This is a genomic window from Stenotrophomonas sp. (genome assembly GCF_059505245.1).
On the sequence record NZ_JCACKF010000045.1, the window covers coordinates 136,367 to 161,697 of the forward strand.

19 protein-coding genes are annotated in these 25,331 nt (G+C 69.3%); 11 read left to right on the plus strand and 8 right to left on the minus strand.

What is annotated here, in order from left to right; all coding sequences use genetic code 11:
* Positions 1–4: 4 nt before the first annotated feature.
* From AC5JLE_RS18255 to AC5JLE_RS18270, 4 genes are read left to right on the plus strand one after another with little or no spacing between them, the layout of a single operon-like run.
* A complete protein-coding gene (locus AC5JLE_RS18255) occupies positions 5–901 on the plus strand; it encodes a DUF58 domain-containing protein (RefSeq protein ID WP_164167003.1) in 897 nt (298 codons plus the stop codon).
* Entirely contained in the window at positions 898–2,019 is a 1,122-nt protein-coding gene (locus AC5JLE_RS18260; protein WP_496065519.1) for a BatA domain-containing protein, read from the plus strand. The genes AC5JLE_RS18255 and AC5JLE_RS18260 overlap by 4 nt, the downstream gene beginning before the upstream one ends.
* Positions 2,016–4,190 carry a hypothetical protein gene (locus AC5JLE_RS18265; RefSeq protein WP_496065520.1) on the plus strand — a complete coding sequence of 725 codons (2,175 nt, stop codon included), beginning with the start codon at positions 2,016–2,018 and terminating at the stop codon, positions 4,188–4,190. Before AC5JLE_RS18260 ends, AC5JLE_RS18265 begins: the two co-directional genes overlap by 4 nt.
* Positions 4,187–5,995 carry a hypothetical protein gene (locus tag AC5JLE_RS18270; protein ID WP_496065521.1) on the plus strand — a complete coding sequence of 603 codons (1,809 nt, stop codon included), beginning with the start codon at positions 4,187–4,189 and terminating at the stop codon, positions 5,993–5,995. The genes AC5JLE_RS18265 and AC5JLE_RS18270 overlap by 4 nt, the downstream gene beginning before the upstream one ends.
* Positions 5,996–6,105: 110 nt before the next feature.
* On the opposite strand, the gene AC5JLE_RS18275 is transcribed toward AC5JLE_RS18270, so the two are convergent.
* Complete coding sequence (locus AC5JLE_RS18275; RefSeq protein ID WP_014645470.1) at positions 6,106–6,780, minus strand: hypothetical protein; 675 nt, start codon at positions 6,778–6,780, stop codon at positions 6,106–6,108.
* A gap of 40 nt (positions 6,781–6,820) precedes the next feature.
* Positions 6,821–7,339, minus strand: coding sequence for a hypothetical protein (locus tag AC5JLE_RS18280; protein WP_180834749.1), 519 nt, complete (start codon positions 7,337–7,339; stop codon positions 6,821–6,823).
* A gap of 212 nt (positions 7,340–7,551) precedes the next feature.
* On the opposite strand from AC5JLE_RS18280, the gene AC5JLE_RS18285 reads away from it, so the two are divergent.
* The 3 genes from AC5JLE_RS18285 to AC5JLE_RS18295 all read left to right on the plus strand — a co-directional run bounded on the left by AC5JLE_RS18285 (position 7,552) and on the right by AC5JLE_RS18295 (position 11,453).
* On the plus strand, positions 7,552–10,041 hold the full coding sequence (locus AC5JLE_RS18285; protein ID WP_014645468.1) for a DEAD/DEAH box helicase: 2,490 nt from the start codon (positions 7,552–7,554) through the stop codon (positions 10,039–10,041).
* Positions 10,038–11,060 (plus strand): ribonuclease H-like domain-containing protein, encoded by a 1,023-nt coding sequence (locus tag AC5JLE_RS18290; protein ID WP_496065522.1) that lies wholly within the window; start codon positions 10,038–10,040, stop codon positions 11,058–11,060. The genes AC5JLE_RS18285 and AC5JLE_RS18290 overlap by 4 nt, the downstream gene beginning before the upstream one ends.
* Before the next feature lie 78 nt (positions 11,061–11,138).
* A complete protein-coding gene (locus AC5JLE_RS18295) occupies positions 11,139–11,453 on the plus strand; it encodes an I78 family peptidase inhibitor (protein ID WP_049404229.1) in 315 nt (104 codons plus the stop codon).
* A gap of 66 nt (positions 11,454–11,519) precedes the next feature.
* Here the strand turns inward: AC5JLE_RS18295 and AC5JLE_RS18300 are convergent, their stop codons facing one another.
* Both AC5JLE_RS18300 and AC5JLE_RS18305 read right to left on the minus strand, forming a co-directional pair.
* On the minus strand, positions 11,520–13,520 hold the full coding sequence (locus AC5JLE_RS18300; protein ID WP_478439944.1) for a M56 family metallopeptidase: 2,001 nt from the start codon (positions 13,518–13,520) through the stop codon (positions 11,520–11,522).
* A 3-nt stretch (positions 13,521–13,523) separates the two neighbouring features.
* Positions 13,524–13,910 (minus strand): BlaI/MecI/CopY family transcriptional regulator, encoded by a 387-nt coding sequence (locus AC5JLE_RS18305; RefSeq protein WP_014645465.1) that lies wholly within the window; start codon positions 13,908–13,910, stop codon positions 13,524–13,526.
* A 191-nt stretch (positions 13,911–14,101) separates the two neighbouring features.
* On the opposite strand from AC5JLE_RS18305, the gene AC5JLE_RS18310 reads away from it, so the two are divergent.
* Positions 14,102–15,223 (plus strand): serine hydrolase domain-containing protein, encoded by a 1,122-nt coding sequence (locus AC5JLE_RS18310; protein ID WP_414934893.1) that lies wholly within the window; start codon positions 14,102–14,104, stop codon positions 15,221–15,223.
* Here the strand turns inward: AC5JLE_RS18310 and AC5JLE_RS18315 are convergent.
* The 3 genes from AC5JLE_RS18315 to AC5JLE_RS18325 all read right to left on the minus strand — a co-directional run bounded on the left by AC5JLE_RS18315 (position 15,158) and on the right by AC5JLE_RS18325 (position 18,612).
* Positions 15,158–15,970: a hypothetical protein gene (locus AC5JLE_RS18315; protein WP_496065523.1), complete on the minus strand. Its 813-nt coding sequence runs from the start codon at positions 15,968–15,970 to the stop codon at positions 15,158–15,160. The two genes, AC5JLE_RS18310 and AC5JLE_RS18315, sit on opposite strands and share 66 nt — an antisense overlap.
* 3 nt (positions 15,971–15,973) lie before the next feature.
* Positions 15,974–17,389, minus strand: coding sequence for an XVIPCD domain-containing protein (locus tag AC5JLE_RS18320; protein ID WP_164110653.1), 1,416 nt, complete (start codon positions 17,387–17,389; stop codon positions 15,974–15,976).
* 116 nt (positions 17,390–17,505) lie between these two features.
* Positions 17,506–18,612: an SDR family oxidoreductase gene (locus tag AC5JLE_RS18325; protein ID WP_241884651.1), complete on the minus strand. Its 1,107-nt coding sequence runs from the start codon at positions 18,610–18,612 to the stop codon at positions 17,506–17,508.
* A gap of 218 nt (positions 18,613–18,830) precedes the next feature.
* On the opposite strand from AC5JLE_RS18325, the gene AC5JLE_RS18330 reads away from it, so the two are divergent.
* Complete coding sequence (locus AC5JLE_RS18330) at positions 18,831–19,139, plus strand: hypothetical protein (protein WP_014645461.1); 309 nt, start codon at positions 18,831–18,833, stop codon at positions 19,137–19,139.
* Here the strand turns inward: AC5JLE_RS18330 and AC5JLE_RS18335 are convergent.
* Complete coding sequence (locus AC5JLE_RS18335; protein WP_111206357.1) at positions 19,117–20,172, minus strand: DNA topoisomerase IB; 1,056 nt, start codon at positions 20,170–20,172, stop codon at positions 19,117–19,119. The two genes, AC5JLE_RS18330 and AC5JLE_RS18335, sit on opposite strands and share 23 nt — an antisense overlap.
* Positions 20,173–20,283: 111 nt before the next feature.
* On the opposite strand from AC5JLE_RS18335, the gene AC5JLE_RS18340 reads away from it, so the two are divergent.
* Complete coding sequence (locus tag AC5JLE_RS18340) at positions 20,284–20,673, plus strand: I78 family peptidase inhibitor (protein WP_014035471.1); 390 nt, start codon at positions 20,284–20,286, stop codon at positions 20,671–20,673.
* A gap of 174 nt (positions 20,674–20,847) precedes the next feature.
* Entirely contained in the window at positions 20,848–25,302 is a 4,455-nt protein-coding gene (gene gltB, locus AC5JLE_RS18345; RefSeq protein WP_496065524.1) for a glutamate synthase large subunit, read from the plus strand.
* Positions 25,303–25,331: the final 29 nt, after the last annotated feature.

Below are 25,331 nucleotides of genomic sequence, written 5' to 3' on the forward strand. Positions count from 1 at the left end.
ACCCGTGAACGCCGGTACCCCGCTGACCTTGCCACCGGAGCTGCGTGCGCGCCTGCGCACGCTCCGCGTGCGGCCACGCCTGGCCAGTGGCGCCAGTGGCATCGGCCAGCACGCCAGCCGCAGCCGCGGTGCCGGCCTCGAATTCGCCCAGTACCGTGCCTACGAACCAGGCGATGAGCTGCGCCAGATCGACTGGAAGCTGTATGCACGCTCGGACCGCTTCTTCGTGCGCGAATCCGAACGCGAAAGCCCGATCACGGTCTGGCTGCTGCTTGATGCCACCGCCTCGGCCGGCCAGACCGATCGCGCGGCACCGCAGCGCACCCGCCTGGACCACATGCGCGGTGTGGCCGCCTGCGTGGTGGAACTGGCCCTGCAGCAGGGCGACCGTTTCGGCCTGCTGGCGATCAATGGCGATGGACTGCAGTTGGTGCCCGCAGCGAACGGCGCACGCCAGCGTGATCGCGTGCACCTGCAACTGCATGCGCTGCAGGCGCGTGGCGGCTGGCCTGTGGCCGATCGCCTGCGCCCGCTGTGGGAGCGCGTGCGCCCGGGCGACCTGCTGCTGGCGATCGGCGACGGTTTTGACGAGGCCGGCATTGTGCTGCTGGAACAACTGGCCAGCGCACGCCGCGAAGTGGCACTGCTGCAGATCCTCACCGCCGACGAGCGTGACTTTCCCTTCGACGCAGGCCATCGCTTCCGCGATCCGGAGACCGGCGAGGAACTGCTGGGCGATGGCGCGGCGATCCGCACCGACTACCTGCAACGCTTCGCTGACGCACGCAACGCATTGCAGTCGCGCCTGCAGGCCAGCGGCATCGCCAGTGCCACTGGCTGGCTCGACCAGCCGCTGGACCAACCACTGCAGGCACTGTTTGGCCGCAGGGGCGGCGCATGACCCTGCTGTTCCCGTTGGGCCTGGCCGCGCTCGCTGCAGGGTTGCTGCCGCTGCTGATCCACCTCGCCCGCCGCCATCCGTACACACCGCTGGATTTCGCCGCGCTGCGCTGGCTGCGTGCACAGATCCGGCCGCGCCAGCGCATCCGCTTCGATGACTGGCCGTTGCTGCTGGTGCGCCTGCTGTTGCTTGCCGCGTTGGCCTTGCTGCTGGCACGACCTGCATTGACCGGGCCTGCGCCAGCCCCCACTGCGTGGACGGTCGTAGCCCCAGGGCTGGACGCGACCGCACTACGCGGCACCGCCGAAGCGGGCAACTGGCATTGGCTGGCGCCCGGCTTCCCGGCCATTGATCAAGTGCCACCCGCGTCCACGGCTTCCCTGCCCAGCCTGCTGCGCGAACTGGACGCACAGCTGCCTGCGGGCACCGCATTGACCGTGCACGTTCCCGATCCCCTGCCCGGCCTGGACGGCGCACGCCTGCAGCTGTCGCGCGAGGTGCAGTGGCGCCCGCAGCCGATACAGGTGAGTGAGCAACCGAGTGCCGCAACGTTGCCGCGCCTGCGCGTGCACAGCGATGCATCGGCCGTCGTCCAGCACTGGTTGAATGCACTGCAGCGCGCGTGGGGCAGGCAGGCGCCGCTCGCGCCTCTGGTGGCGGATGCGCTGCCCGAACGCGGCGAGATCGGCGTCTGGAGCCGCACTGGCGCACTGCCGGCAAACTGGCAGGCGTGGCTGCAGGACGGCGGACGTGTAGTGACTGCCGGCAAGCCTGCCGCCGAGGCCAGCATCCTGCTGCGCAACACCGAGGGCACCCCGCTGCTGTGGCAGCAACGCATCGGCCACGGTGTCCTGCTGTCTCTGCCCGGCGACTGGGATGCCTCAGGCAACGCTGCGCTGCGCGATCCGCAGTTGCCACGCGCGCTGCTGCTGGCTCTGCAGCCGCCTCCACTGCCACGCCTCGGCGATGCCCAGGACCAGGCCCCCCGCCAGGCAGCACTGCCTGCGGCAACGCCGCCGCTGCGCAAGCTCACCCCGTGGTTGCTGCTGGCCATCGTGCTGCTGTTCGCGCTGGAACGCTGGATGGCCAGCAGTCATCGACGCAGGGGGCCCGCATGAACACCCTGCAGCTCGCCTGGCAGCACGCGCGCCGCCGCCGTGCGCTCGTCACCCTGCTGCTGGGCCTGCCGTGGGCGCTGGCCGCAACGGTGCTGGCGCTGCGCCTGGCGGGCTTCGATATCGCCTGCGTGATCGGCACCATCGGCCTGCTTGCCTGCGCAGCGCTCGCCACGGCACGCTCCCGCCAGCTGGACCCGCAGTGGTTGCAGCGCCAGCTCGATGGCAGCGGCGCCAGTGAGGACAGTGCCGACCTGCTGTTTGCCGATGCGCTTACCCTCAATCCGCTGCAGCAGCGCCAGCGCGCGCATGTGCTGGCCACGCTGGAACGCGCGATGCCGGAACTGCGTCCGCGCTGGCCGCGTGGAGCATTGGCGCTGTGCTGGATCGCAGGCCTGGCCATCGTTGCGCTGGCATTCGGCTGGCCACGTTCCAGCCCCGGCTCCGCGCCGGTCCGTGCGGCGGCGCCTGGCAGCACGGCTGCCGCGGGCCCACTGCACCTGCAGTCCACCCGCATGCGCATCGACGCGCCGGCCTATACCGGCCAAGCCACGCTCACCCAGAACGCACTGGATGCCAAGGTCGCCGCCGACAGCCGGCTGTCGTGGTCGTTGCGCTTCGATCGCGCACCGGACAAGGCATGGCTGCAGTTCCACGATGGTCGCCGGTTGCCGCTGAACGAACACGATGGCCAGTGGCAGGCACAGGATGTGGCGCGCACGCCGGTGCTGTACCGCGTGGTGAGCGAGCCGGCGTTGGCCGGAACCGACCTGCATCGTCTGGACGTGGTCGCCGACCGCGCGCCCGGCGTACGCGTGCTGGAGCCGGCCGCCAGCCTGGTGCTGGGCACGCCCGGGCAACGCCAGTGGTCGTTGCGCTTCGAGGCCACCGACGACTATGGCGTAGCCGCGCAGGCAACGCTGTCGGTCACCACCACCCAGGGCAGCGGTGAGAACATCACCTTCGTGAAACGCAGCGTGACGCTTGCCGGCAGCGGCGAAGCCACCGCGCGGCGTTTCGCCCACACGCTTGATCTGGCTGCGCTGGGCGCGCAACCGGGCAACGATGTCATCGCCCAGCTGGAAGTGCGCGACAACCACGCGCCAACACCGCAGACCGGGCGCAGCAGCAGCGTGATCCTGCGCCTGCCCAGCGCCGAGGTTGCACTCGGTGCCGAACTGGAAGGCCGCATCAAGAAGACCCTGCCGGCCTATTTCCGCAGCCAGCGGCAGATCATCATCGATGCCGAAGCGCTGATCCGGCAGCGACGCAGCCTCGCCGCCGAGGACTTCGTGAAACGCAGCGATGCGATCGGTGTCGACCAGCGCATCCTGCGCCTGCGCTACGGCCAGTTCCTGGGCGAGGAGAGCGAGGGCGCACCCAGGCCACCGCCGACCAGCGACCTGCCCACCAGCGATGCGCCGGCTGCAGACAGCCACGACGACGAGCACGAGCACGATCACGACCATGGCGCCGAGGCCGGAGCACACGATGAGCAAGGCCACGATCACGGCGGCAAGGCGTCCAATGCCGATGCGCCACCGGTGTTCGGCAGCGCCACCGATGTGCTGTCGGAGTACGGCCACACCCACGACCATGCCGAGGCCGCGACCCTGCTCGACCCACAGACCCGTGCCACGCTGAAGGCCGCGCTGGACCAGATGTGGTCGGCCGAAGGCGAGCTGCGCCAGGGCCGTCCGGAGCAGGCACTGCCGTTCGCCTACAAGGCACTGGGGTTCATCAAGCAGGTGCAGCAGGCCGAACGCATCTATCTGGCCCGGGTCGGGCCGGAGCTGCCGCCGATCGATGAAGGGCGCCGGCTGGGTGGCGATCGCGCCGGGCTGGCCAGTCGCGAACTGCCGCTGGCCGCACGCACGCCGCCCGACCCGGCCATCATCGAAGCCTGGCAACGCCTAGGCGAGGACACGGCCCCTCCCGATCTCGATGCACTCGCCACCTGGCAGCAGCGCAACGCCGCCTACCTGCCCGATGCGCTGGACCTGGCCGCGGCCATCGAGCAGCTGCGCATCGAACCCGGTTGCCGCGACTGCCGCCAGCGCCTGCGCGCGCAGCTGTGGCGGGCGCTGCAGCGTCCATTGCCGCAGGCGATGCGGCGCAGTGCCGCCGATGCGATGGGGCAGCGGTACCTTGATGCGCTGGAGGCGCAGCCATGAACGCCTCTGCTGTGAACCTGTGGATTGCGCTGGCACTCGCCCTGATCGTGGTCATCGCCAGCGTGCGCCAGCTGCGTGGCAATGCCGCGCGTCGTGGCCGCCAGTGGATCGTGATTGCGCTGCAGCTGATCGCTGCCACGCTGCTGTACTTCTGCCTGGTCCCGCCCACCGGCCAGCAACCCGCGGTCGGCCTGGTCGTGCTGGGAATCGATGCCGACAAGGCCGGCGCGCTGCCGGCCAGCGCAGGCCCGCGGCTGCTGTTGCCGGAGGCTGCCGATGTGCCCGGGGGCCAGCGCGTGCCGGACCTGGCCACGGCGCTGCGCCAGCATCCGGCTTCCACGCTGACGCTGGTCGGTGCCGGCCTGGTCGCGCGTGACCGCGACGCGGTACTGCCACGCGACGTGCGCTGGCAGCCGGTAGCTCCGACGCGCGGGTGGATCGCGCTGCAGCCACCCGCCGACGCCGCGCCCGGCGCACGCTTCGACGTGCATGCACAGGCGCGCGGCGTCACCAAGGCCAAGGCGGAACTGCTTGATCCCGCCGACAGCGTGGTCGATCGCGTGGACGTTGCCGAGGACGGTCGCGTGCAGCTCAGCGGCATCGCCCGCGCCGAGGGCCGCAGCGTGTTCCAGCTGCGCCTGCTCGATGCCGGCGGTCATGTGGTGGACAGCGCGCCGGTACCGCAGCAGACCCTGCCGGCGGCACCGCTGCGCATGCTGGTGCGTGCCAGCGCGCCGGGCCCGGAGCTGAAGTACCTGCGCCGCTGGGCCGCCGATACCGGCATCCGCGTGCAGGTACAGGCCGATACCGGGGCAGGTGTCAGCGTGGGGGATGGCGCGGCCGCGCTGGATGCAGCGTCACTCGCGCGCAGCGATCTGTTGCTGCTGGACGAGCGCAGCCTGGCCGCATTGAGTGCCGGCCAGCTGGCTGCCGTGCGGCAGGCGTTGCGCGACGGCCTTGGCGTTCTGTTGCGCAGTGCAGGCGCACCTGCAGCCGGCGCGCGCCAGCGCCTCCGCGATCTGGGCCTGCCAGTGCAGGGCGATGGCAGCAGCCACGCCCTCGAACTTCCCGGCGACGGCGACAGCGCGGTCCTCGCCGCACGACGCGGCCCGCTCGCCGCCGGAACGCTGCCGACCGGCTACGGCGAGGACGCTGACCGCAGCTCGCACAATGCGCCCCTGCCCGCGCTGGAAGCACTCGCCCTGCAGGCGCCAGGCAGCAACGCCCTGCTGCGGGATGGGACGGGCAAGGCTGTCGGCGGCTGGCGCGCTGCCGGCAAGGGTCGCATCGGCCTGCTGCCGATCACCGACAGCTGGCGCTGGGTGCTGGCCGGGCGCGATGATCGCCACGGTGAACTCTGGAGCAGCGTCGTCGCCACGCTGGCGCGCGCGCAGGACAGCAGTGATGCGCTGTGGTCGCCACAGCCGATCAGCTGGGCGGGCGAACGGCAGGCGCTGTGCGGCGTGCAGGCGCCACTGCAGGTCTTCAACGCGCGCGGCGAAGGCACGCCGCTGATCGTCGATGGCGCGACGTCAGCCCTGCGCTGTGCCGGCTGGTGGCCGCGCGAGGCGGGTTGGCAGCGCCTGCAGCACGGCGACACCACGGTCTGGCGCTATGTGTTCGACCCGAAGGCCGCACCTGCACTGCACCAGCAGGCGATGATCGATGCAACCACGCGGGCGTTGGCCGTCAGCGGGCCGACGAACACGGCGATGATGCAGCCCGTGCCGGGCTCGCGCTGGCCGTGGTGGCTGGCGTTCGTGCTCTGCGCATCGCTGCTGTGGTGGCTGGAGCGGCGGCGCTGAGCCCGGGGTCGGATCCCTTTCGTCCACGAAAGGGCTCTGACCCCACCGATTGGATCGCAAACAGCATCCACGCATGGCGTGGATCTACTGGCCCCCCCCTCATGCGTCCTTCAACGTTTCCCCGCGCGCCGGTACACGCCGTTGAAGCGCACGTTCATGCCACCGCATTCGCTGTTGTCGGCCACGATCAGCACCTCGCCCAGCGAGTGCACGCGCACCCGGCACGTGTCCTCGACGAACTCGACATCAGCACCACGCGGCGTCGCGCGCGCTTCCACCTGGCCCATGTTCGGGCCATACGGGCGCTGTTCCGGCGTGGGGTTGGCAGAGGGCCAGTAGGCGTCGCCATCCACATGCAGTTGTCCACCCTGCACGGTGATGCGCAGGCCGTTGTCGCCGTCTTTCCAGTGGCCCACCCAGTCCTGCAGCGTTGGCACGGCCACCGGCAACGGCTGCAGCTTGCTGCGGTCCACCCAGCCGGCGCTGCCGCCCACCTTGTTCGGGAAGAACGCACAGCGGTAGCGGCCAAGGTCGCGACCGGTCACCACCGTATCGCCGTTGACCACATAGCTGCGCTGGCGGCAGGCCGGTTCGCCCTTGGCGGGGCACCCGTCCATGTCGCCGAGCAGATACAGGCGCGGTGCGTCGACCACCCGCGCCAGCGCGAACCGGCTCTGTTCGGAGGGGAACGCGCCATTGCGGCACGCGCCATCACCGGCGATGCCGGCAGCAAAGGCGGACGCGGGCAGCAATGCAGCCAGCAGGCAGAACGAACGCAGGAACATGGCAGCGCTATCGGTTGAGGAACCGGCAGGATATACCGGCCTACTTCACCGGCGGTGCATCACCGGCATCCTGCTGCTGGGAGAACCGCAGCGCACGCTGCCGCTGTTCGGCACTGAGCTCAGGCGGTGGCCGGGCGATGGCGGACTGGATCTGGTCGGGGCCACCGGTGAGCTTGTTCAGGCCCCGGCCCGCCGCCAGCACGCCCTTGACCACGCCCATCATGATGTAGCCGCCGCCCATGCTGACCTGCTCCGGTGACGGTGGCTCGCTCCAGTCGCGGCTGAAGCGGTTGTCGCCGAACTTCACCGGGTTCTTGAAGCGGTACAGGTCCAGCGGCTCGTCGTCGGGCTTGAGTGCACGCACCTCGCCGAGGGTGGTGACGTTGTCCTGCGGCAGGGCGGTGGAGATCGGCGCGGTGTCTGCTGCCGGGGCATCAGCAGGAGGAACGGGTGCAGGATCGGGCACCGACACCGGCGCGGCCTGCTGCGCCTGCGCGATGCCGGCCAGCAGCATGCCGGCCAGGAGTGCTCCCTGCGTTCCACGTCGTGCCACAGCCATCCGCCCTGTTGGTTGCGTCCAGCGCCCAAGGATACGGATGCCGGCTTCAGATTTCGTTGCTGCACTGGCAGCTGTTCAGCCAGGGGAGATGCGGCGGCGCCACGGGACGCTAGCACTGAACGGTTCACGCCCTCCGTGTGCGATGTCTCACATCATGAGACGTGGATGTGGTGCCATGTGACCCCTCGCAATCCGTCCCGGCTCCACTTTCCATGGCTTACGAACTCGCCAAGCGCACCGCCGATGCCGAGCAGAAGCTCGCCACCCGCGATGGCCTGCCCGCCCGTGACGGCGCCCTGCTCAGCGCGCGCCTGCAGCGCCGCTACCAGGACCGCATCACCGGCAGCTTTGCCATTCCCGGCCGCGAGGGCCGCTATGCCCCCATTCCCGATGCGGTACCGCCGGCCCTGGCCGCGGCCCTGAAGGCACGCGGCATCGAGCAGCTCTACAGCCACCAGGCCGAGGCCTGGGAGGCCAGCCAGCGTGGTGAGCACGTGGCCATCGTCACCCCCACCGCCAGCGGCAAGTCGCTGTGCTACACCCTGCCCGTGGTCAGCGCGGCGATGCAGGACAAGGCCAAGGCGCTGTACCTGTTCCCGACCAAGGCGCTGGCACAGGACCAGGTGGCCGAGCTGCTGGAACTCAACCGTGCCGGCGATCTGGGCGTCAAGGCCTTCACCTTCGATGGCGATACCCCGGGTGATGCGCGCCAGGCGATCCGCCTGCATGGCGACATCGTGGTGTCCAACCCGGACATGCTGCACCAGGCGATCCTGCCGCATCACACCAAGTGGGCGCAGTTCTTCGAGAACCTGCGCTACATCGTCATCGACGAAGTACACACCTACCGCGGCGTGTTCGGCAGCCACGTCACCAACGTGCTGCGCCGGCTCAAGCGCATCTGCGCGTTCTACGGCGTGCAACCGCAGTTCATCCTGTGCTCGGCCACCATCGGCAATCCGCAGGCGCATGCCGAGGCGTTGATCGAGGCACCGGTCACCGCGATCACCGAATCCGGTGCGCCCAGCGGACCGAAACAGGTACTGCTGTGGAACCCGCCGGTGATCAATCCGGACCTGGGCCTGCGCGCCTCGGCACGCTCGCAGAGCAACCGCATCGCGCGCATCGCGATCAAGTCCGGGCTGAAGACCCTGGTGTTCGCGCAGACCCGGTTGATGGTCGAAGTGCTGACCAAGTACCTGAAGGACATCTTCGACCACGACCCGCGCAAGCCGCCGCGCATCCGCGCCTACCGTGGCGGCTACCTGCCCACCGAGCGTCGCGAGACCGAGCGTGCGATGCGCGCTGGCAACATCGACGGCATCGTCAGCACGTCGGCGCTGGAACTGGGCGTGGATATCGGCAGCCTGGACGTGGTCATTCTCAATGGCTATCCCGGCAGCGTGGCCGCCACCTGGCAGCGCTTCGGCCGCGCCGGTCGCCGCCAGCAGCCGGCGCTGGGGGTGATGGTGGCCAGCTCGCAGCCGCTGGACCAGTACGTGGTGCGGCACCCGGACTTCTTCGCCGAGGCCTCGCCCGAACATGCACGCATTGCACCTGACCAGCCGCTGATCCTGTTCGACCACATCCGCTGCGCAGCCTTCGAACTGCCGTTCCGGGTTGGCGATGGCTTCGGCCCGATCGATCCGGAAGTGTTCCTGGAAGCGCTGGCCGAAACCGAAGTCATCCACCGCGAAGGCGAGCGCTGGGAATGGATCGCCGACAGCTATCCGGCCAACGCGGTGAGCCTGCGCGCGGTGGCCGACGGCAACTTCGTGGTGGTCGACCGCAGCGACGGCCGCCAGCAGATCATCGCCGAGGTCGATTATTCCGCCGCCGCACTCACCCTGTACGAAGGCGCCATCCACATGGTGCAGTCCACGCCCTACCAGGTGGAGACGCTGGACTGGGACGGCCGCAAGGCCTATGTCACCCGCACGCATGTGGATTACTACACCGACAGCATCGACTTCACCAAGCTCAAGGTGCTGGACCGTTTCGACGGTGGCGTGGCCGGCCGTGGCGATTCGCACCATGGCGAAGTGCACGTGGTGCGTCGCGTGGCCGGCTACAAGAAGATCCGCTATTACACCCACGAGAACATCGGCTATGGGCCGGTGAACCTGCCCGACCAGGAACTGCACACCACTGCGGTGTGGTGGCAGCTGCCGCAGGCGCTGCTGCTGCGCGCGTTCGCCAGCAAGCAGGATGCGCTGGATGGGTTCCTCGGCGCCGCGTATGCCCTGCACATCGTCGCCACCGTGGCGGTGATGGCCGATGCGCGCGATCTGCAGAAGTCAGTCGGCAACGGCGATGGTGCCTGGTTCGCGATCGCCGACCAGAGCGGCCGTGGCCAGCTGCGCGGCAGCGAAGGCGACCCTGGCGCGGTGGAGCTGCTGCAGGAGTTCGTGCCGACCGTTTATCTGTACGACAACTTTCCTGGCGGCGTTGGCCTGAGCGAGCCGCTGTGGCAGCGCCAGGCCGAGCTGGTGCAGCGCGCGCGCGAACTGGTGCAGCGCTGCGACTGCAAGGCCGGTTGCCCGGCCTGTGTCGGCCCGGTGCTGGCTGCACAGGAGGAAGATGAAACCTCGCCGCGCGCGCTGGCGCTGCGCGTGCTCGACCTGTTCGACGCAGAAGCCTGCCAGCACGTGCGCGACGTGGTGGTGACCACGCGCGAGCCGATGGAGCTGCTGGCACCGTGAGCCTGAGCCTGGAAAAGCTGCGCCTGCTGCGGAAGCAGGCCGGCGACCCGAAAGCAGTCACGCCGGTGGCACCCGAACCGCCCCCCCCGGCGCCGGCCCCGGTAGCCGCCAACGATGCACGGCAGCCACCGGCGGAGCGCTCGGTGTTCGCCTGGGTCGAACAGGAAATCCGCCACAAGCCGACCGGCGCTGCCGCGCCTGTGACGGCCGCCGCACCGTTGCGTCGACCGGAAGTGGGCAGCCTGCACCGCCTGCTCGGCCTGCGCTCGCGTGGTGGAGCCGCACCGGCACGCGCCAGTGCCCAGGATCGCCAGCTCCCCGGCGAGGAAATCGCGCCGGGACTGTTCCTGATCGAGTCGCTGCAGCCGCAACCGATTCCCGCAGAACCGCTTTCCCTGGCTTTCGCCAGGCGCGAGCACGAGCACGTCGCCGCGCGCGACCTGCTGTTCTTCGATACCGAGACCACCGGCCTGGCCGGCGGCACTGGCACCCGCGCCTTCATGATCGGCGCCGCCGACTGGCATGTGTGCCCGCAGCGTGGCGAAGGCCTGCGCATCCGCCAGTTGCTGATGTCGACGATGGCCGCCGAGGAAGCGATGCTGGCCACCTTCGCCCGCTGGCTGCAGCCGTCCACCGTGTTTTGCAGCTACAACGGGCGCAGCTACGATGCGCCGCTGCTGAAGACGCGCTACCGGCTGGCCCGCCAGCGTTGCCCGATCAGCGCGCTGGATCACGTCGACCTGCTCTACCCGACCCGCCGCCGCTATCGCGGCACGTGGGAGAACTGCAAGCTGTCCACCATTGAGCGCCAGCTGCTGCGCGTGGTGCGCGAGGATGACCTGCCTGGCTCCGAAGCCCCGGGCGCATGGCTGCGTTTCCTGCGCGGCGGCGATGCGGTGAACCTGCGTCGGGTGGCCGACCACAACCATCAGGACGTGGTCACCCTGGCCCTGCTGCTGCAGCGACTGGTGCGCGAGGAGCAGCGCGAGCGCGAAACACTGGCGCTGGTCGGGCAGTAATGGCCAAGGGCCGCGTTGACATGCCCTGACGGTGGCAGCGGTGACACTGCCGCCACCATCCACGCCTGGAGCCCGACGATGCGCCTCAATCCGCTTGCCCTGCTCGCCATCCTGCCGCTGGCCGCCTGCAGCCACGCCGGCAGCAGCACCACCCACGATGCCGCACCGGCACCGGTGGCCGATGCCGCCCACGAATGCAGGCCGGAAGCGCTGGAAGCCTTCACCGGCAAGACCGCCGACGAGGCCACCATCAAGAAACTGGTGGCCGACAGCGGTGCCCGCAACGCGCGCGTGGTCAAGCCGGGCATGGAGGTAACCATGGACTTCCGCCAGGACCGCGTGACGGTGCAGGTGGACGGTCAGAACCGGATCGAGCGCGCCAGCTGCGGTTGATCAACCCAGTGGGTGCCGGCCACTGGCCGGCACCCCACATTGCCGGCCAGCGGCCGGCACTACCAGTCAGAGTCGCTCGGCCTTGCCGCTGGCCAGTGCGCGCGCGATCACCTGCTGCGCCTGCCGCGACGCCTGCTCATGCACGCGTGCCTGACGCTCACCCAACGCGGCCTGCCGGCTGCCCAGCGCCGCCTGGCGGCTGGCCAGTTCAGACTGCTGGCTGGCCAGGCGCTGCATGCCGCGGGTGTGGGTGGCCCGCGCGGTTTCGTTGTCCACTTCCTGCATTGCACGACGTGCCTCTGCAGCAGCCTCACGTGCAGCCTCACGTGCAATGGCCGCATCGTTGGTCGCGCCCCGCGCCGCCTTCGCCGCTTCTGCCGCCGCTTCGCGGTTGATGTCATGCGCGGCCATCGCGCTGCGCGCAGCCTCGGCAGCGGCCAGTGCCATGCGGCGCGCCTCCTCGCCCTGCAGGCGGCCCATCTCGCCCATCTGCCTGCCGAGTTCGCCCTGCTGGCGACCCAGCGCACTCTGTTGGCGGCCCAGTTCGCTCTGCTGGCGGCCCAGATCCGCCGCGCCGCTGTAGGCACGCTGCAGGCTCTGGATCATCATCGGGTCTCGCACCACGTAGCGCTTGTCGCCCTTGCGGAACCACAGTGCCGGGCCCTTGCCGAGCTGTCTGCGGGCCACCGTCACGTCGTCCATGCCGCCGTTGGCGAAGGTCGAATCGCCATCTACCAGCACGAAGGCCTCCGGCGGCGATTTGCCCAGGTCCAGGCGGCCGTAGGTGGTGATGGAAGTGGTGCGGGAGGTCGTGTGTTCACTGTGCATGCCGGTATCGACATCGACATCCGCATCCACGTCGACCGCCACATCCGCATCGTCCGGACCTGACAACGCCTCGACATCAGCCGGCTCGGCGGGCGGCGCGGGCGCCACCGGCACGGCCGGAACGCGCGCGGACGAAGGCGGTGCGGGCGGCGCTTTCGGAGCCTTCGGCGGCGGCGGCGGCACGACCTTCGGCGCCGCAGGAGGCGCGGGCGGTGCCGGCGGCACCGGCGCTGCGACCAGCCGCATCGGCGCCACGCCCACCACCAGCACCACCGCAGTCAACGCCATCGCCAGGATGCGCGGGCAGGACCGGCGCGACTGCAGCGAGAGCAGGCGGCGCTTGAGGCTGGTGGTATCCGGTGCGGCACTGGCCACGCCCAGATGCGGCTGCGGTGCCACGCCCAGCTGCAGCAGCAGACGGCCATAGGCCTGGCGGCTGGCACCGTGCTGGCCAACCACCGCTGCATCCACCGCTTCCTCGCGCGCCTGTGCATATTCACGCACCGACAGGCGCAGCAGCGGGTGGAAGAAGAACAGGTGCTGGGCCAGTGCAGGCAGCAGGCCCCATTGCAGGTCACCCCGCTGCAGGTGCTGCAGTTCGTGGGTCAGGGCCAGGTCCAGCGCGTCGCCCTGCAGGGCGTTGTCGCCCGCCGGCAGCAGCAGCACCGGGCGGAACGGTCCGACCAGCTGCGGTGCGTCCACCTGCGTGCTCATCCACAACCGCGGCGCAGGACGCACGCCGTGCGCATCGGAGGCCAGCTGCAGGGCCTGCACCAGCGCCTCGTCCTCGCAGGGATAGGCCGCTGCCAGCAGCGCGCGGCAGCGACGCCACTCACCGAAGGTACGCAGGGCCATCAGCAGCACGCCGGACATCCACAGCGTGGCCAGTGCGACGGCCCACCATGCCACCGCCGGCACATCCGCGGCGGGCATCGGCATTGCGGCCAACAGCTGTGCCGAGGCCTCCGGGGCCAGCGGGTAGACCATGTCGGCGGCCACATCGGTCGCGCTCATCGCCACCGCCTGCGGCGCCGGCAACCAGGCCAGCTGCAACGGCTGGCTCCAGAACAGGCCGAGCACAGCCTGCAGCGAGACCAGCCACCACAGGCGGCAGCGGGTCGCCGCCGACAGCGACGGCAGCGCGCGGCATACGCCATACACCAGGGCCACCAGCAGCACGGTCTGCAGGCTGGTCCAGCCCAGCCGTTCCAACATCGGGATCAGCATCGTGGTGTCCATGGCTCAGCCCTCGTGGCGGCGCGATTGGAGTTGGGCAACCAGCGCTTCCAGTTCGGCCAGCTCGTTGTCGCTGACCTGCTGGCGCTGCGACAGGTAGGCCACGAACGGCGACACCGAGCCCTGCAGGGTATTGTCGACGAACTGCGCCACCGCGCCCTGCAGCACGCTCTGCGGGCCACGCGTGGCCTGGTAGCGGTAGACACCGTCCTGCTGCTGGCGCTGAAGATACCCCTTCGCCCGCAGTCGCTCCATCATCGTCAGCACGGTGGAGCGGGCCAGCCCACGGGCCTCCCCGTAGCCACTGGCGACCTCGCCGACGGTGGCCGGCGCATGTTCATCGATGTACTGCAGCAGGGCCAGCTCCTGGTCCCCGATCGTCTTGCCACGCATGACACCACTCCCTTGACTACACGTGTCGCCACTGTCTGCGTGACGACAACTGTAGTCAACCCCCCGGAAGTCATGGGCCGACGAACGGTAGGCACCACCGAGCGCCTAAACCTTTGACCCGCCCGCTGCATCCGATCTGCAACGCCCCGCTGGAATTCCACATGTCCCGCCCAATGCTCCGTGCCCTGCTCATGCTCATCAGTGCACTGCCCTTCGCCGCCGTTGCTGCCAGCCAGGACCAGGCCAACGACCAGACCCGCCGCCTGATCCGCCAGATCATGCTGGAGCAGCGCATCCCCGGATTGCAGGTCGCGGTGGTCAAGGACGGGCAGATCGTGCTGTCCGAGGCCTACGGTCTGGCCAATGTCGAGAACGGTGTGCGTGCCTCGCGCGACACCCGCTTCCCGCTCAACTCGGCCACCAAGGCATTCACCGGCGTGGCGGCTGCGCAGCTGGCGCAGGAGGGACGACTGGATCTGGACGCGCCGGCCTCGCGTTACCTGGATGATCTTCCGCCAGCGTGGAGAGACGTGCGCGTACACCAGTTGCTGGCGCATGCCTCAGGCCTTCCGGACATCCTTGATGCGAACGGACTGCTGGGCGGTGGCTCCGAAGCACAGGCGTGGACGGCGGTGACAGCTCGGCCGCTGGAAGCGGCGCCCGGGCAGCGCTTCGCCTACAACCAGACCAACTATGTCCTGCTGGCACGGATCATCGCGCAGCAATCCGGTATGTCCTACGAACGTTTCCTGGCCACACGCCAGTTCAGCAGCGCGCGCATGGCCCGCACCACCTTCGGCGACAGCTACGACCTGATTCCGGATGCGGCGACGATGTACAGCCTGGCCCCGCGTGCCACCGATGCTGTGGATGCACCGTCCCGCCTGTCGCACTGGTTCTACGACATACCGCCTTCGCTCTGGGCCGGTGGCGGCATCCTCACCACCGCCGACGACACCGCGCGCTGGCTCGTCGCACTGACCGAAGGCCGTTTGCTGCCGGAGACGGCACTGCGGCGGATGTGGAGCGCAGAGCGCCTCGCTGATGGCCGCGCCGGCCCGTGGGCGGGTGGCTGGGCGGTACTGCGCGCATCGCCCGACCTTCAGGTGGCCGGTATCGGCGGTGCGCGCTCGGCCTTCGTGGTCTATCCCGAGCGCGGCGTGGCGGTCGTGGTGCTGACCAATCTTGTCGGTGCCAATCCGCAGCAGTTCATTCCGCGCATTGCCGACTTCTATGTGCGCGATGCCTCAACGCCCCGTCACGAACGGGTCGGCCTTGCACGGCAGCAACGGGCTGTCATCGCAGGGCCATAGCGCGGCGGGAACGGCCCTGGCCACTTCGAAGTGATCCTGGTTCCAGTGCAGGAAACCGCCGTGGATGGCATTGCCATGGTCGAAGCTGCGTGCATCGGCGGCCAGTGGCTGTTCGGGGTCGGCTTCGGCCACCCAGCGCAGTACTGGCACTTTGTCCAGCACGCCGATGAAGGCGAAAAGATCGCCCGCGCCCTTTTCCTGGTAGGCCGTCATGGTCGCCGCATCGGGCAATCCGGCCTGCGCCAGGATGGATGCGGTGACATCCTGCAGCGGTGCGGCTCCCTGTGCGATGTAGGCGCGCATGCCCGTGGTGGTTGCCGGGCAGCCCTGCAGCTGCACCAGATAGCCGGTGGTACCGCCACTGCCGGAGAACGACCGCATCCAATAGCGGAAACGCGGCCCGCTGCGATCAGTAACCATCAAATCCTGCTGGCCATCCTGCGCGGGAATGGAGAGCACCTGCACCTTGCTGGCGCTGTCCACGTTGCACTTCAACTGCGCCAGCACCTGCCTGGCAGGTTCGGGCAGCGTAGCGTAGCGGCCGCCGGGATGGCCGCTGCCGGAAGCCTTCGGCAATGCGGGCAGTCCGCGATCCGTGGGAAGGGTCTGCGCAGGCAGGGCCTCCGGTTTCGCGGCCGAGCTGGCAGTGGGCGCCACCGGCGCGACGCGCTCTCCAGCGGGCGCGCAGGCACTGCAGGCCAGCAGCAGCATCAATGGAACGCTCGGCGTCAACTGCGATCGGATCATCGATCAACGCCCTCCCATCGCCGGCGCGTCCTGCTGCTGTGCCGGCGCGGGCGCAGGTGCAGCCTGTTCGCGCGATTGCTGCTGCAGCTGGCGCAGGCCGGTTTCCACCGCGGTCTCGCGCACCTCGGCCGCATTGACCCCTGCGCGCAGCGCCGCAGGATCGCCCGGGCTGCCCTGCACCAGGAACAGTGTCTCGCCAGCCGCACGGCCGGCGCTGGGATTGCTGGCCACGATCTGGTCGACCCGGGTGATGCCCGCGGCCTTCGCTTCGCGCAGCATCACCAGGCTGTAGTCCTCGGCATGCTCGGCGTAGCGTCCGCCCAGGGCCTGCAGGCGCGTACTGATCTGCTGCTGCAGGGCATGATCGCGATGCTGCGGCTGACGGGGGTCATCGTTGGCCGCGAGCGGCACGTCCTGCCCCAATTCGCGCGTCTGGCCGGGTGCAACCGAGGTCAGCACGTACTGCCAGCGGTTCTGCCCAGGCGTGCCGCGCACCGTCGACACGAAGTCGTCATACTCGCCGCCACCGATGGTCTGGCAACCGGCCGAATCGGTGTTGGAATGGCTGCCACGATGGATCTTGAAGGTGTCGTTGAGGTCCTGCACGCCCTGGGTATCACGCGCATCGAACCAGCCATCGCCATTGCTGTCGCGCTCCACCCGTCCGGCGCCCGCAGTGATCGCGTCCTGCGAAGGACGCAGCGCGAACTCATCGGGATGGCCATTGCGCGGATGGGTGGTCGCGCGCATCTCGATGGTGCCCTCGCCCAGGCGCCCCAGATCCTTGACCCGGTCGCCGTTGACGTCCTCGCCCTCGGTCTTGGTACGCGGCGCCACATTGCCAAAGCCCGGGCTGCGCGGCGCGGTCTTGGCATGGCCGTCGTACTGGGCGGTCGGCTCGGTCGTGGCCTGGTTGAACTCGCGCACGTGGCCGCGGCCCTGCGCATCCTTCCACAGCACCACGATGCGGTCATCGTAGACCCCACGTCCGCGCGCCTCGGTCGTGCGGTTCTCATCGCGCAACCCCAGCACCACGCGGTCCTGGGTTGCCATTGCATCGTTCGCTGCGATGTTGCCGCGCTGGGCCACGATGCTGCCATAAACGTCGTACTGCTGGGCCTGGCTCAATCCCGCTGTCTCGGCAGCATCGGGCATCCGCGGCGGGCGCGTCGCCTCGCCCAAGCGATCCAGCATCGGATTCACCGTAGCTGCATCCGCTGCGGCCACGCCCCCGTTCCGGCGCAAGCCCTCAAGCTCGGCGGCCGCACGCGCCGAGATATAGCGATCCAGCGATTCCTGCACCACTGCGCTCTGGCCGTCGTGCAGGGCCTGGAGGCGGGTGGCGGCAGCACGCGCATCGTTCCGCCGCAGCAGGGCGACGACCTCGTTGGCTGCGGCATTGATATCCATTTCGGGCATGGTCGGTCCTTGAACATGGTCGGTACAGGATCAGCCTACCCCAATCGCACGGTGTGGGGCCTTTGACAGGCCGCACACCTTCGCTGCCGCCGGATCCAGGCGGGAACCGACACGACTCAGCCGCGCGGCCCACCCATCACCGGCAGGATCGCCCCGCTGATGTAGCTTGCACAGACCGGCGAGGCCAGGAACACATACGCCGGTGACAGCTCTTCAGGCTGTGCAGGCCGGCCCATGTCGCTGTCCTTTCCGAACTCGGCGACATCCCCGGCCTGCTTGTCGGCCGGGTTCAGCGGCGTCCATACCGGCCCCGGCGCCACGCAGTTGACCCGGATGCCGCGCGGCAGCAGCTGGCTGGCCAGGGCCTTGGTGAACGCATGGATCGCGCCCTTGGTGGCCGAGTAGTCGATCAGCGCCTTGCTGCCGAAGAGTCCGGTTTCCGAGCCGGTGTTGATGATGCTGGCGCCCTCGCCCAGATGCGGCAGTACCGCACGCGCCATCTGGATGTAGCCGCCGATGTTGGTCTGCAGCGTCTCCTGCAGGTGCGCGTCTTCCAGATCCTCCAGCCGCTCGCAGTGCAGCTGGAACGCGGCGTTGTTGACCAGGATGTCGATGCCACCGAAGGCCTTGGCCACCTGCTTGACCGCCTTGTTGCAGAAGCGCGGGTCGCGCACGTCACCGGCGATCACCACACAGCGGCCACCTTCGCGCTCCACGTGCTGGCGGGTGATGTCGGCATCTTCGGCCTCGTCCAGGTGCAGGACCGCCACATCGGCGCCTTCGCGTGCGAACAGCACGGCCACAGCACGGCCGATGCCGGAATCACCGCCAGTGACGATCGCGCGCATGCCCTGCAGCTTGCCGCTGCCGGTGTAGTCCGGCGCGAGGAAGCGCGGTGCCAGCTCCAGTTCGTGCTCGTGCCCCGGCTTTGCCAGCTGCTGGGCCGGCATGTCCTCCGGCTGGCGGCGTGCGCCGGCCTGGGTCGCGGTCTTTTTCGTGGCCTTCTTGGCCGCGCGGGCGTCCTTGGCCTTTTCCTGGTCCTGCAGGCGCCGCTGCCGGGCGGCAACGCGGGCGGCGCGGGGATCACCAGCCGCCGCCTTGCGGGTTGCGGTCTTCACCACCCGCGGGCGAGCGGGGTCGGCAGCGGTCTGGGTCGCGGTGCTGCCCTTGCGCACCTTGGGTGAGGCTTTGCGGCGGGCGGGGGTCTTTCGGGTGGTGGCCATGCAGGTCTCCTCGGGGGGGGAATGGGATCGCCGGCCAGCGGCCGGCATTACCGGGCGCATGCGCCGCAGTACCGGGGGCGGCATCCGCCGCGACTGCAGTGTCTCCACACAGGCTGTTGGCGGGGGTGAGCGCACCGTATCCACGATGTGCACGGTGTTCATTCCGCCACCACGTGCGCCGTCGCACGCTGCACGCAACCACACCAAGGAATCCTTCCATGAAGCATGCCATCGCCACCGCCGCCGTCTGTCTCGCCCTCGCCGCCTGCAGCAGCACGCCGGTGGCCCAGGTGCAGCCGATCGACGGCGTGATTTCCGGCCAGTGCCACAGCGACAGGGTGCGTGGTGCGCTCGGCCTGGCCGCCTCCGCCGCAACCGTCGAGCGCGCGCGCGTGGACAGCGACAGCCTGCACGTGCAGGTGCTGCGCCATGACGGCCCGCGCGTGCCGCCGGCACACGAAGGCGGTGACCGCCTGACCATCGAGAAGGGCCGCACCAACAACATCACCGCGATCTATTGCGGCTGAGCCGGCGCGCCCTGCGCAGCACGCGCAGGGTGGCCTGCTCCCACTGGCGCGGCCCACGCAGGCCGGCCAGTTCCGCCAGTTCACCGCGCTCCCAGCCGGCGAACACGCAGGGGTCGATGTAGGCCTTGCGGCACACCGCAGGCGTATTGCCCAACTGGGTCGCCACCTTGCACACCACCTCACGCTGTACCTTGGCCAGCGCACGCTGGCTGGCCGGTTCGGGCAACTCGGTGGCCGCGAACGCTTGCACCGCGGCCAGGGTGCCGCCCCAGGTGCGGAAATCCTTGGCGGTGAATTCCTCGCCCATCACCTCGCGCAGGTAATCGTTGACCGCACCGGAGTCGACCGGCTGGATGGCACCGTCGTCGTCGCGATACTGGAACAACGCCTGGCCCGGCAACTGCTGCACGCCGCGCACCAGCGTGCCCAGCCGGCGGTCACCTACCGTCACTTCGTGCAGCTGCCCGGATTTGCCGCGGAAGCGCATCCGTACGCGCCCGCCGCGCAGCAGGTCGAGGTGCCGGTTGCGCAGCGTGGTCAGGCCAAAGGATCTGTTTTCCTTGGCATAGGACTCATTGCCTACCCGCACCAGGGTGTCGGCCAGCAGCGCGACCACGACCGCCAGCACCTTCTCGCGGGGGAAGCCGCTGTGCTTGAGATCGCGGCTGAGCCGGCGCCGCAGCGCGGGTAGTGCTTCACCAAAGGCGATCACCCGGTCGAACTTGCCGGCGTCGCGCACTGCGGCCCAATCAGCGTGGTAGCGGTACTGCTTGCGCCCGCGGGCATCGCGGCCGGTGGCCTGCAGATGGCCATTGGCGTGGGCGCAGATCCATACGGCGGTATAGGCCGGTGGAATCGCCAGCGCGCGGATGCGCTGCAGGGTGGCGGCATCGCGCACCGCATGGCCATCGGCATCGCGGTAGCTGAAGCCCTTGCCGGCGCGGCGCCGGCTGATGCCCGGCTGGGTGTCATCGACATAGCGCAGGCCCGCAGCGCGCGCGGCCTGTCGTTCGGGGGTAGAGGGGGTCGGCATGCGCGCAGTGTCGCTGCCGCGCTGCCGCGATCCTGTCGATAACACAAGACAAACACGTGAGGATCGGTTCGCCGCTATGCTCGGGCTTTCACAATCCCTTCCGGAGTCATGATGTCGTTCCCGATTCGCGCCCGTTCGCTCTCCGCCCTGCTGCTGCCGGCCGTGCTGGCCCTGACCGCCTGCCAGGCACCGGCGCTGGATGAACAGGATTCGGCCACGGCCCATGCCCAGCAGGCTGCCGAAGCCGCCAAGGCACCGGCCGACGAAGCCGGCAAGGCCACCGAGGCACCGCCGGTCGGCACCTGCGATGCCAGCCAGGTGCAGAGCCTGGTCGGCCAGGCCTACGCCGACGCGCTGGGCAAGCAGGCGCAGGAAGATGCCGGTGCCCACCAGCTGCGCGTCATGAAGCCCAACGACGTGGCCACGATGGAATTCCTCGGCGACCGCCTGAACATCGAAGTGGACGACAAGGGCCTGGTCAGCGGCGTGCGCTGCGGCTGAGGCCGACCCCGCGCCGGCACGGGGTTGCCGGCGCGTTCTGTTGCACCTGCAACCGTGTATTGCGGCGCTGCAGCAACCTGTGATCTAGTCGAGGCATCCGGTGGCCTCACGATGCGCTCCAGGGAATGAGCGGGGACGAGTGTCGCCGCCAACCCTATACGCATCGAGGTAGAGATGGCCCCCCGCAACCGCCAAGGGCTTTACGACCCGCGCTCCGAGCGCGATGCCTGTGGATTTGGCATGGTCGCCCAGCTCGACGATCAACCTTCGCGCCTGTTGGTTGATACCGCCATCGCCGCGCTTTCGCGCATGACCCACCGTGGCGGCGTCGCCGCCGATGGCCTGACCGGCGATGGCTGTGGCCTGCTGCTGCGCCGCCCCGATGCATTCCTGAAACTGCTGGCCAGCGAAGCCGGCATCACCACCGCCGCGCGCTTCGCTGCCGGCCTGGTGTTCCTGCCGCACGACAGCGAGGCCGCCGACGCCTGCCGTACCCAGCTGCAGGCGCAGGTGGAAGCGGTCGGCTGCAAGGTCGCCGGCTGGCGCGAGGTACCCACCGATGACAGCGTCTGCGGCCAGCTGGCGCGCGATACCCTGCCGCGCATCGAACAGGTGTTCGTCGATGCCGGTGTCGGCCAGGACGATGCCGGCTTCGCGCTGGCGCTGTTCCTGGCCCGTCGCCGCAGCGAACAGCAGCTGCGCGATCACGCTGATTTCTACGTCACCACCCTCACCCCCGATGCGATCAGCTACAAGGGCATGGTGCTGCCGGACAAGCTCAGCCGCTTCTATCCCGACCTGCAGCGGCGCGAACTGGCCTCCAGCGCGATCGTGTTCCACCAGCGCTTCTCGACCAACACGCTGCCGCGCTGGCCGCTTGCCCACCCGTTCCGGATGCTCGCCCACAATGGCGAGATCAACACCATCGAAGGCAACCGCCGCTGGGCCCAGGCGCGCAGCAAGGTGTGGAAGACGCCGCGCTTCGACATCGCCGAATTCGACCCGGTGATCTCCATGCACGGCTCGGACTCGCAGAGCCTGGACAACATGCTGGAACTGATGGTCGCCGGTGGCATGGAGCTGATCCAGGCGCTGCGCATCCTGGTGCCGCCGGCCACCCAGTCGCTGGAGTTCAAGGACCCGGACCTGGCCGCGTTCTACGAGTTCCACGGCCTGAACAGCGAGCCGTGGGATGGCCCGGCCGGCATCGTTGCCTGCGACAGCCGCTACGCCGTCTGCACCCTCGACCGCAACGGCCTGCGCCCGGCACGCTGGATGCTGACCGCCGACCGCCACTTCCTGGTTGCCTCTGAAGCGGGCGTGTGGGAAGTGCCCACCGAGCGGGTGGTGCGCAAGGGCAAGCTCGGCCCCGGCGAAATGATCGCGATCGACCTCAAGCGCGGCGACCTGCTCGACTCCGATGCGGTCGACCGCATCAACCGCGGCCGCGCGCCCTACAAGCAGTGGCTGCAGCAGGGCGTGACCTACCTGCAGACCGAACTGATCGACCCGTCGCTGGTGGAAGAGCCGTTCGACGAAGCCACCCTGCGCAGCTACCACAAGCTGTACCAGCTCAGCAGCGAGGAAGTGGAGCAGGTGCTGCGGCCGCTGGCCGAGACCGAGCAGGAAGCCACCGGCTCGATGGGCGACGACACGCCGATGGCGGTGCTGAGCCAGCGCAGCCGCCCGCTGTACGACTATTTCCGCCAGGCCTTCGCGCAGGTCACCAACCCGCCGATCGATCCGCTGCGCGAAGATTGCGCGATGTCCCTGTCCACCCAGCTCGGCAAGGAGACCAACATCTTCCATGCCGGTCCGGAGACGGTGAACCACGTCATCCTCAATTCGCCGGTGCTCAGCCAGCGCAAGCTGCGCCAGCTGCTGAAGATGGACCAGTACGCGCAGGCCAACCGTCTGCTCGACCTGTCCTACAGCGAAGACGAGGGCCTGCGTGCCGGCATCGAGCGCATCTGCGCCGAGGCCGAACAGGCCGCGCGCGACGGCATGGTGATGCTGCTGCTGTCCGACCGCTACCCGGTGGCCGGGCGGCCGATGGTGCATGCGCTGCTCGCCACCAGCGCCATCCACCACCACCTCTCGCGGCTGGGCCTGCGCTGCGACGTGAATCTGATCGTCGAGACCGGCACCGCGCGCGACCCGCACCACATGGCCTGCCTGCTCGGCTTCGGCGCCACGGCGGTGTATCCGTACCTGGCCTACCAGACCCTGTTCGACCTGGGCCGCCGTGGCATCCTCAAGCTCAGCAAGGGCGGTGAGCAGTCGCAGATCGGCCGCCGCTACCGCAAGGGCGTCTACAAGGGGCTGTCGAAGATCATCTCGAAGATGGGCATCTGTACCGTGGCCAGCTACCGCGGCGCGCAGCTGTTCGAGATCATCGGCCTGGAACCGGAGGTCGTCGATCTGTGCTTCCCGGATACCGCTTCGCGCATCGGTGGCGCGGGTTTCGCGCGCCTGGATGCCGACGCGCGCGAGCTGTGCGCGCAGGCGTGGGACGCGCAGCAGGACGTGGATGTCGGCGGCCTGCTGAAGTACGTGCACGGCGGCGAGTACCACATGTACAACCCGGACGTGGTCACCACCCTGCAGCGCGCGGCGCGCAGCGGCGATCCGCGTGCCTGGCAGCAGTACTGCGATGCGGTGCATGCGCGCCCGCCCTCGGCACTGCGTGACCTGCTGGAACTGGTCCCTGCCGCCACGCCCGCACCGCTCGATGAAGTGGCCCCGGCCAGCGAACTGTTCCCGCGCTTCGATACCGCGGCGATCAGCCTGGGTGCACTGTCGCCTGAGGCGCACGAGGCGCTGGCGATTGCGATGAATCGCCTGGGGGGCCGCAGCAATTCCGGCGAAGGCGGTGAAGACCCCGCACGCTATGGCACCGCCAGGCGCAGCAAGATCAAGCAGGTGGCCTCCGGGCGCTTCGGCGTGACCGCCGAGTACCTGGTCAATGCCGAGGTGCTGCAGATCAAGGTCGCGCAGGGTGCCAAGCCCGGCGAGGGTGGCCAGCTGCCCGGGCACAAGGTCAACGAACTGATCGCGCGGCTGCGCTATGCGCGCCCGGGCATCGGTCTGATTTCGCCGCCGCCGCATCACGACATCTATTCGATCGAGGACCTGGCGCAGCTGATCTACGACCTCAAGCAGGTCAACCCGACCGCGCTGGTGTCGGTGAAGCTGGTCAGCCATGCCGGCGTCGGAACGATTGCGGCGGGCGTGGTCAAGGCCGGTGCGGACCTGATCACCATCTCCGGCCATGATGGCGGCACCGGTGCCTCGCCGGTCAGCTCGATCCGCTATGCCGGCGTGCCGTGGGAGCTGGGCGTGGCCGAGGCGCACCAGGCGCTGCTCGCCAACGACCTGCGCGGCCGTACCCTGCTGCAGACCGATGGCGGCCTGAAGACCGGGCTGGACGTGGTCAAGGCCGCATTGCTGGGCGCCGACAGCTTCGGCTTCGGCACCGCGCCGATGATCGTGCTGGGCTGCAAGTACCTGCGCATCTGTCACCTCAACAACTGTGCCACCGGCGTGGCCACCCAGGACGAGCGCCTGCGCGAGAACCACTTCACCGGGCAGCCCGAGCGCGTGGAGAACTTCTTCCGGCTGCTGGCCGAAGAAGTGCGTAGCTGGCTGTCCTACCTGGGCGCGCGTTCGCTGGAAGAGATCGTCGGCCGTACCGACCTGCTGCGCCAGATCGCATCTGCGCCGCGCGACGGCGTGCGCGTGGACCTGTCGCGCCTGCTGGCCGACAGCCGCTACGAGGGCAGCCACTGCGCCGCGCAGCGCCTGTACGAATCGCGGGACAGTCTGGCCACGCAGATGGATGGCCTGCTGGCGCCGTCGATCCAGCACAAGCGCGGCGGCGAGCATCGCTTCCTGATCCACAACACCGACCGCAGCATCGGTACCCGCCTGGCGGGTGCGGTGGCACGCGCGCACGGCAACCAGGGCATGGCCGAGGCACCGCTGGAACTGCGCTTCCGTGGCAGCGCCGGGCAGAGCTTCGGCGCCTTCAATGTCGGTGGCCTGCACCTGGAAGTGGAAGGCGAAGCCAACGATTACGTCGGCAAGGGCATGGCTGGCGGCCGGCTGGTGGTGCGGCCGCCGCGTGGCGCGCGCTTCGAGGCACGCAGCACCGCCATCATCGGCAACACCTGCCTGTACGGTGCCACCGGCGGTGAGCTGTTCGCTGCCGGCCGCGCCGGCGAGCGCTTCGCGGTGCGCAATTCCGGCGCACTGGCCGTGGTCGAAGGTGCCGGTGACCACTGCTGCGAGTACATGACCGATGGCGTGGTGCTGGTGCTGGGCAAGGTCGGGCTGAACTTCGGCGCCGGCTTCACCGGCGGCCTGGCCTACGTACTGGACGTGGACCGTGATTTCGTCGACCGCTACAACCACGAGCTGATCGACATCCATCGCGTGTCCGCCGAAGGCTTCGAGAACTACCGCCAGCACCTGCACCGCCTGATCGGCCGCCATCGCGAGCTGACCGGCAGCATCTGGGCACAGCAGATCCTGGACGAGTTCCGCGATTACATCGGCAAGTTCTGGCTGGTCAAACCCAAGGCCGCCAGCATCGAGTCGCTGACCGAAACCCTGCGACGCGCCGCGTGATGTTTTCCGGTAGTGCCGGCCGCTGGCCG

Excerpts from the sequence above, each read along its gene's own strand:
- AC5JLE_RS18260 (WP_496065519.1), top strand. The coding sequence starts at position 898 with ATGACCCTGCTGTTCCCGTTGGGCCTGGCCGCGCTCGCTGCAGGGTTG.
- AC5JLE_RS18265 (WP_496065520.1), top strand. The coding sequence starts at position 2,016 with ATGAACACCCTGCAGCTCGCCTGGCAGCACGCGCGCCGCCGCCGTGCG.
- AC5JLE_RS18270 (WP_496065521.1), top strand. The coding sequence starts at position 4,187 with ATGAACGCCTCTGCTGTGAACCTGTGGATTGCGCTGGCACTCGCCCTG.
- AC5JLE_RS18275 (WP_014645470.1), bottom strand. The coding sequence starts at position 6,780 with ATGTTCCTGCGTTCGTTCTGCCTGCTGGCTGCATTGCTGCCCGCGTCC.
- AC5JLE_RS18280 (WP_180834749.1), bottom strand. The coding sequence starts at position 7,339 with ATGGCTGTGGCACGACGTGGAACGCAGGGAGCACTCCTGGCCGGCATG.
- AC5JLE_RS18285 (WP_014645468.1), top strand. The coding sequence starts at position 7,552 with ATGGCTTACGAACTCGCCAAGCGCACCGCCGATGCCGAGCAGAAGCTC.
- AC5JLE_RS18295 (WP_049404229.1), top strand. The coding sequence starts at position 11,139 with ATGCGCCTCAATCCGCTTGCCCTGCTCGCCATCCTGCCGCTGGCCGCC.
- AC5JLE_RS18300 (WP_478439944.1), bottom strand. The coding sequence starts at position 13,520 with ATGGACACCACGATGCTGATCCCGATGTTGGAACGGCTGGGCTGGACC.
- AC5JLE_RS18305 (WP_014645465.1), bottom strand. The coding sequence starts at position 13,910 with ATGCGTGGCAAGACGATCGGGGACCAGGAGCTGGCCCTGCTGCAGTAC.
- AC5JLE_RS18310 (WP_414934893.1), top strand. The coding sequence starts at position 14,102 with ATGCTCATCAGTGCACTGCCCTTCGCCGCCGTTGCTGCCAGCCAGGAC.
- AC5JLE_RS18315 (WP_496065523.1), bottom strand. The coding sequence starts at position 15,970 with ATGATCCGATCGCAGTTGACGCCGAGCGTTCCATTGATGCTGCTGCTG.
- AC5JLE_RS18320 (WP_164110653.1), bottom strand. The coding sequence starts at position 17,389 with ATGCCCGAAATGGATATCAATGCCGCAGCCAACGAGGTCGTCGCCCTG.
- AC5JLE_RS18325 (WP_241884651.1), bottom strand. The coding sequence starts at position 18,612 with ATGGCCACCACCCGAAAGACCCCCGCCCGCCGCAAAGCCTCACCCAAG.
- AC5JLE_RS18330 (WP_014645461.1), top strand. The coding sequence starts at position 18,831 with ATGAAGCATGCCATCGCCACCGCCGCCGTCTGTCTCGCCCTCGCCGCC.
- AC5JLE_RS18335 (WP_111206357.1), bottom strand. The coding sequence starts at position 20,172 with ATGCCGACCCCCTCTACCCCCGAACGACAGGCCGCGCGCGCTGCGGGC.
- AC5JLE_RS18340 (WP_014035471.1), top strand. The coding sequence starts at position 20,284 with ATGTCGTTCCCGATTCGCGCCCGTTCGCTCTCCGCCCTGCTGCTGCCG.
- gltB (WP_496065524.1), top strand. The coding sequence starts at position 20,848 with ATGGCCCCCCGCAACCGCCAAGGGCTTTACGACCCGCGCTCCGAGCGC.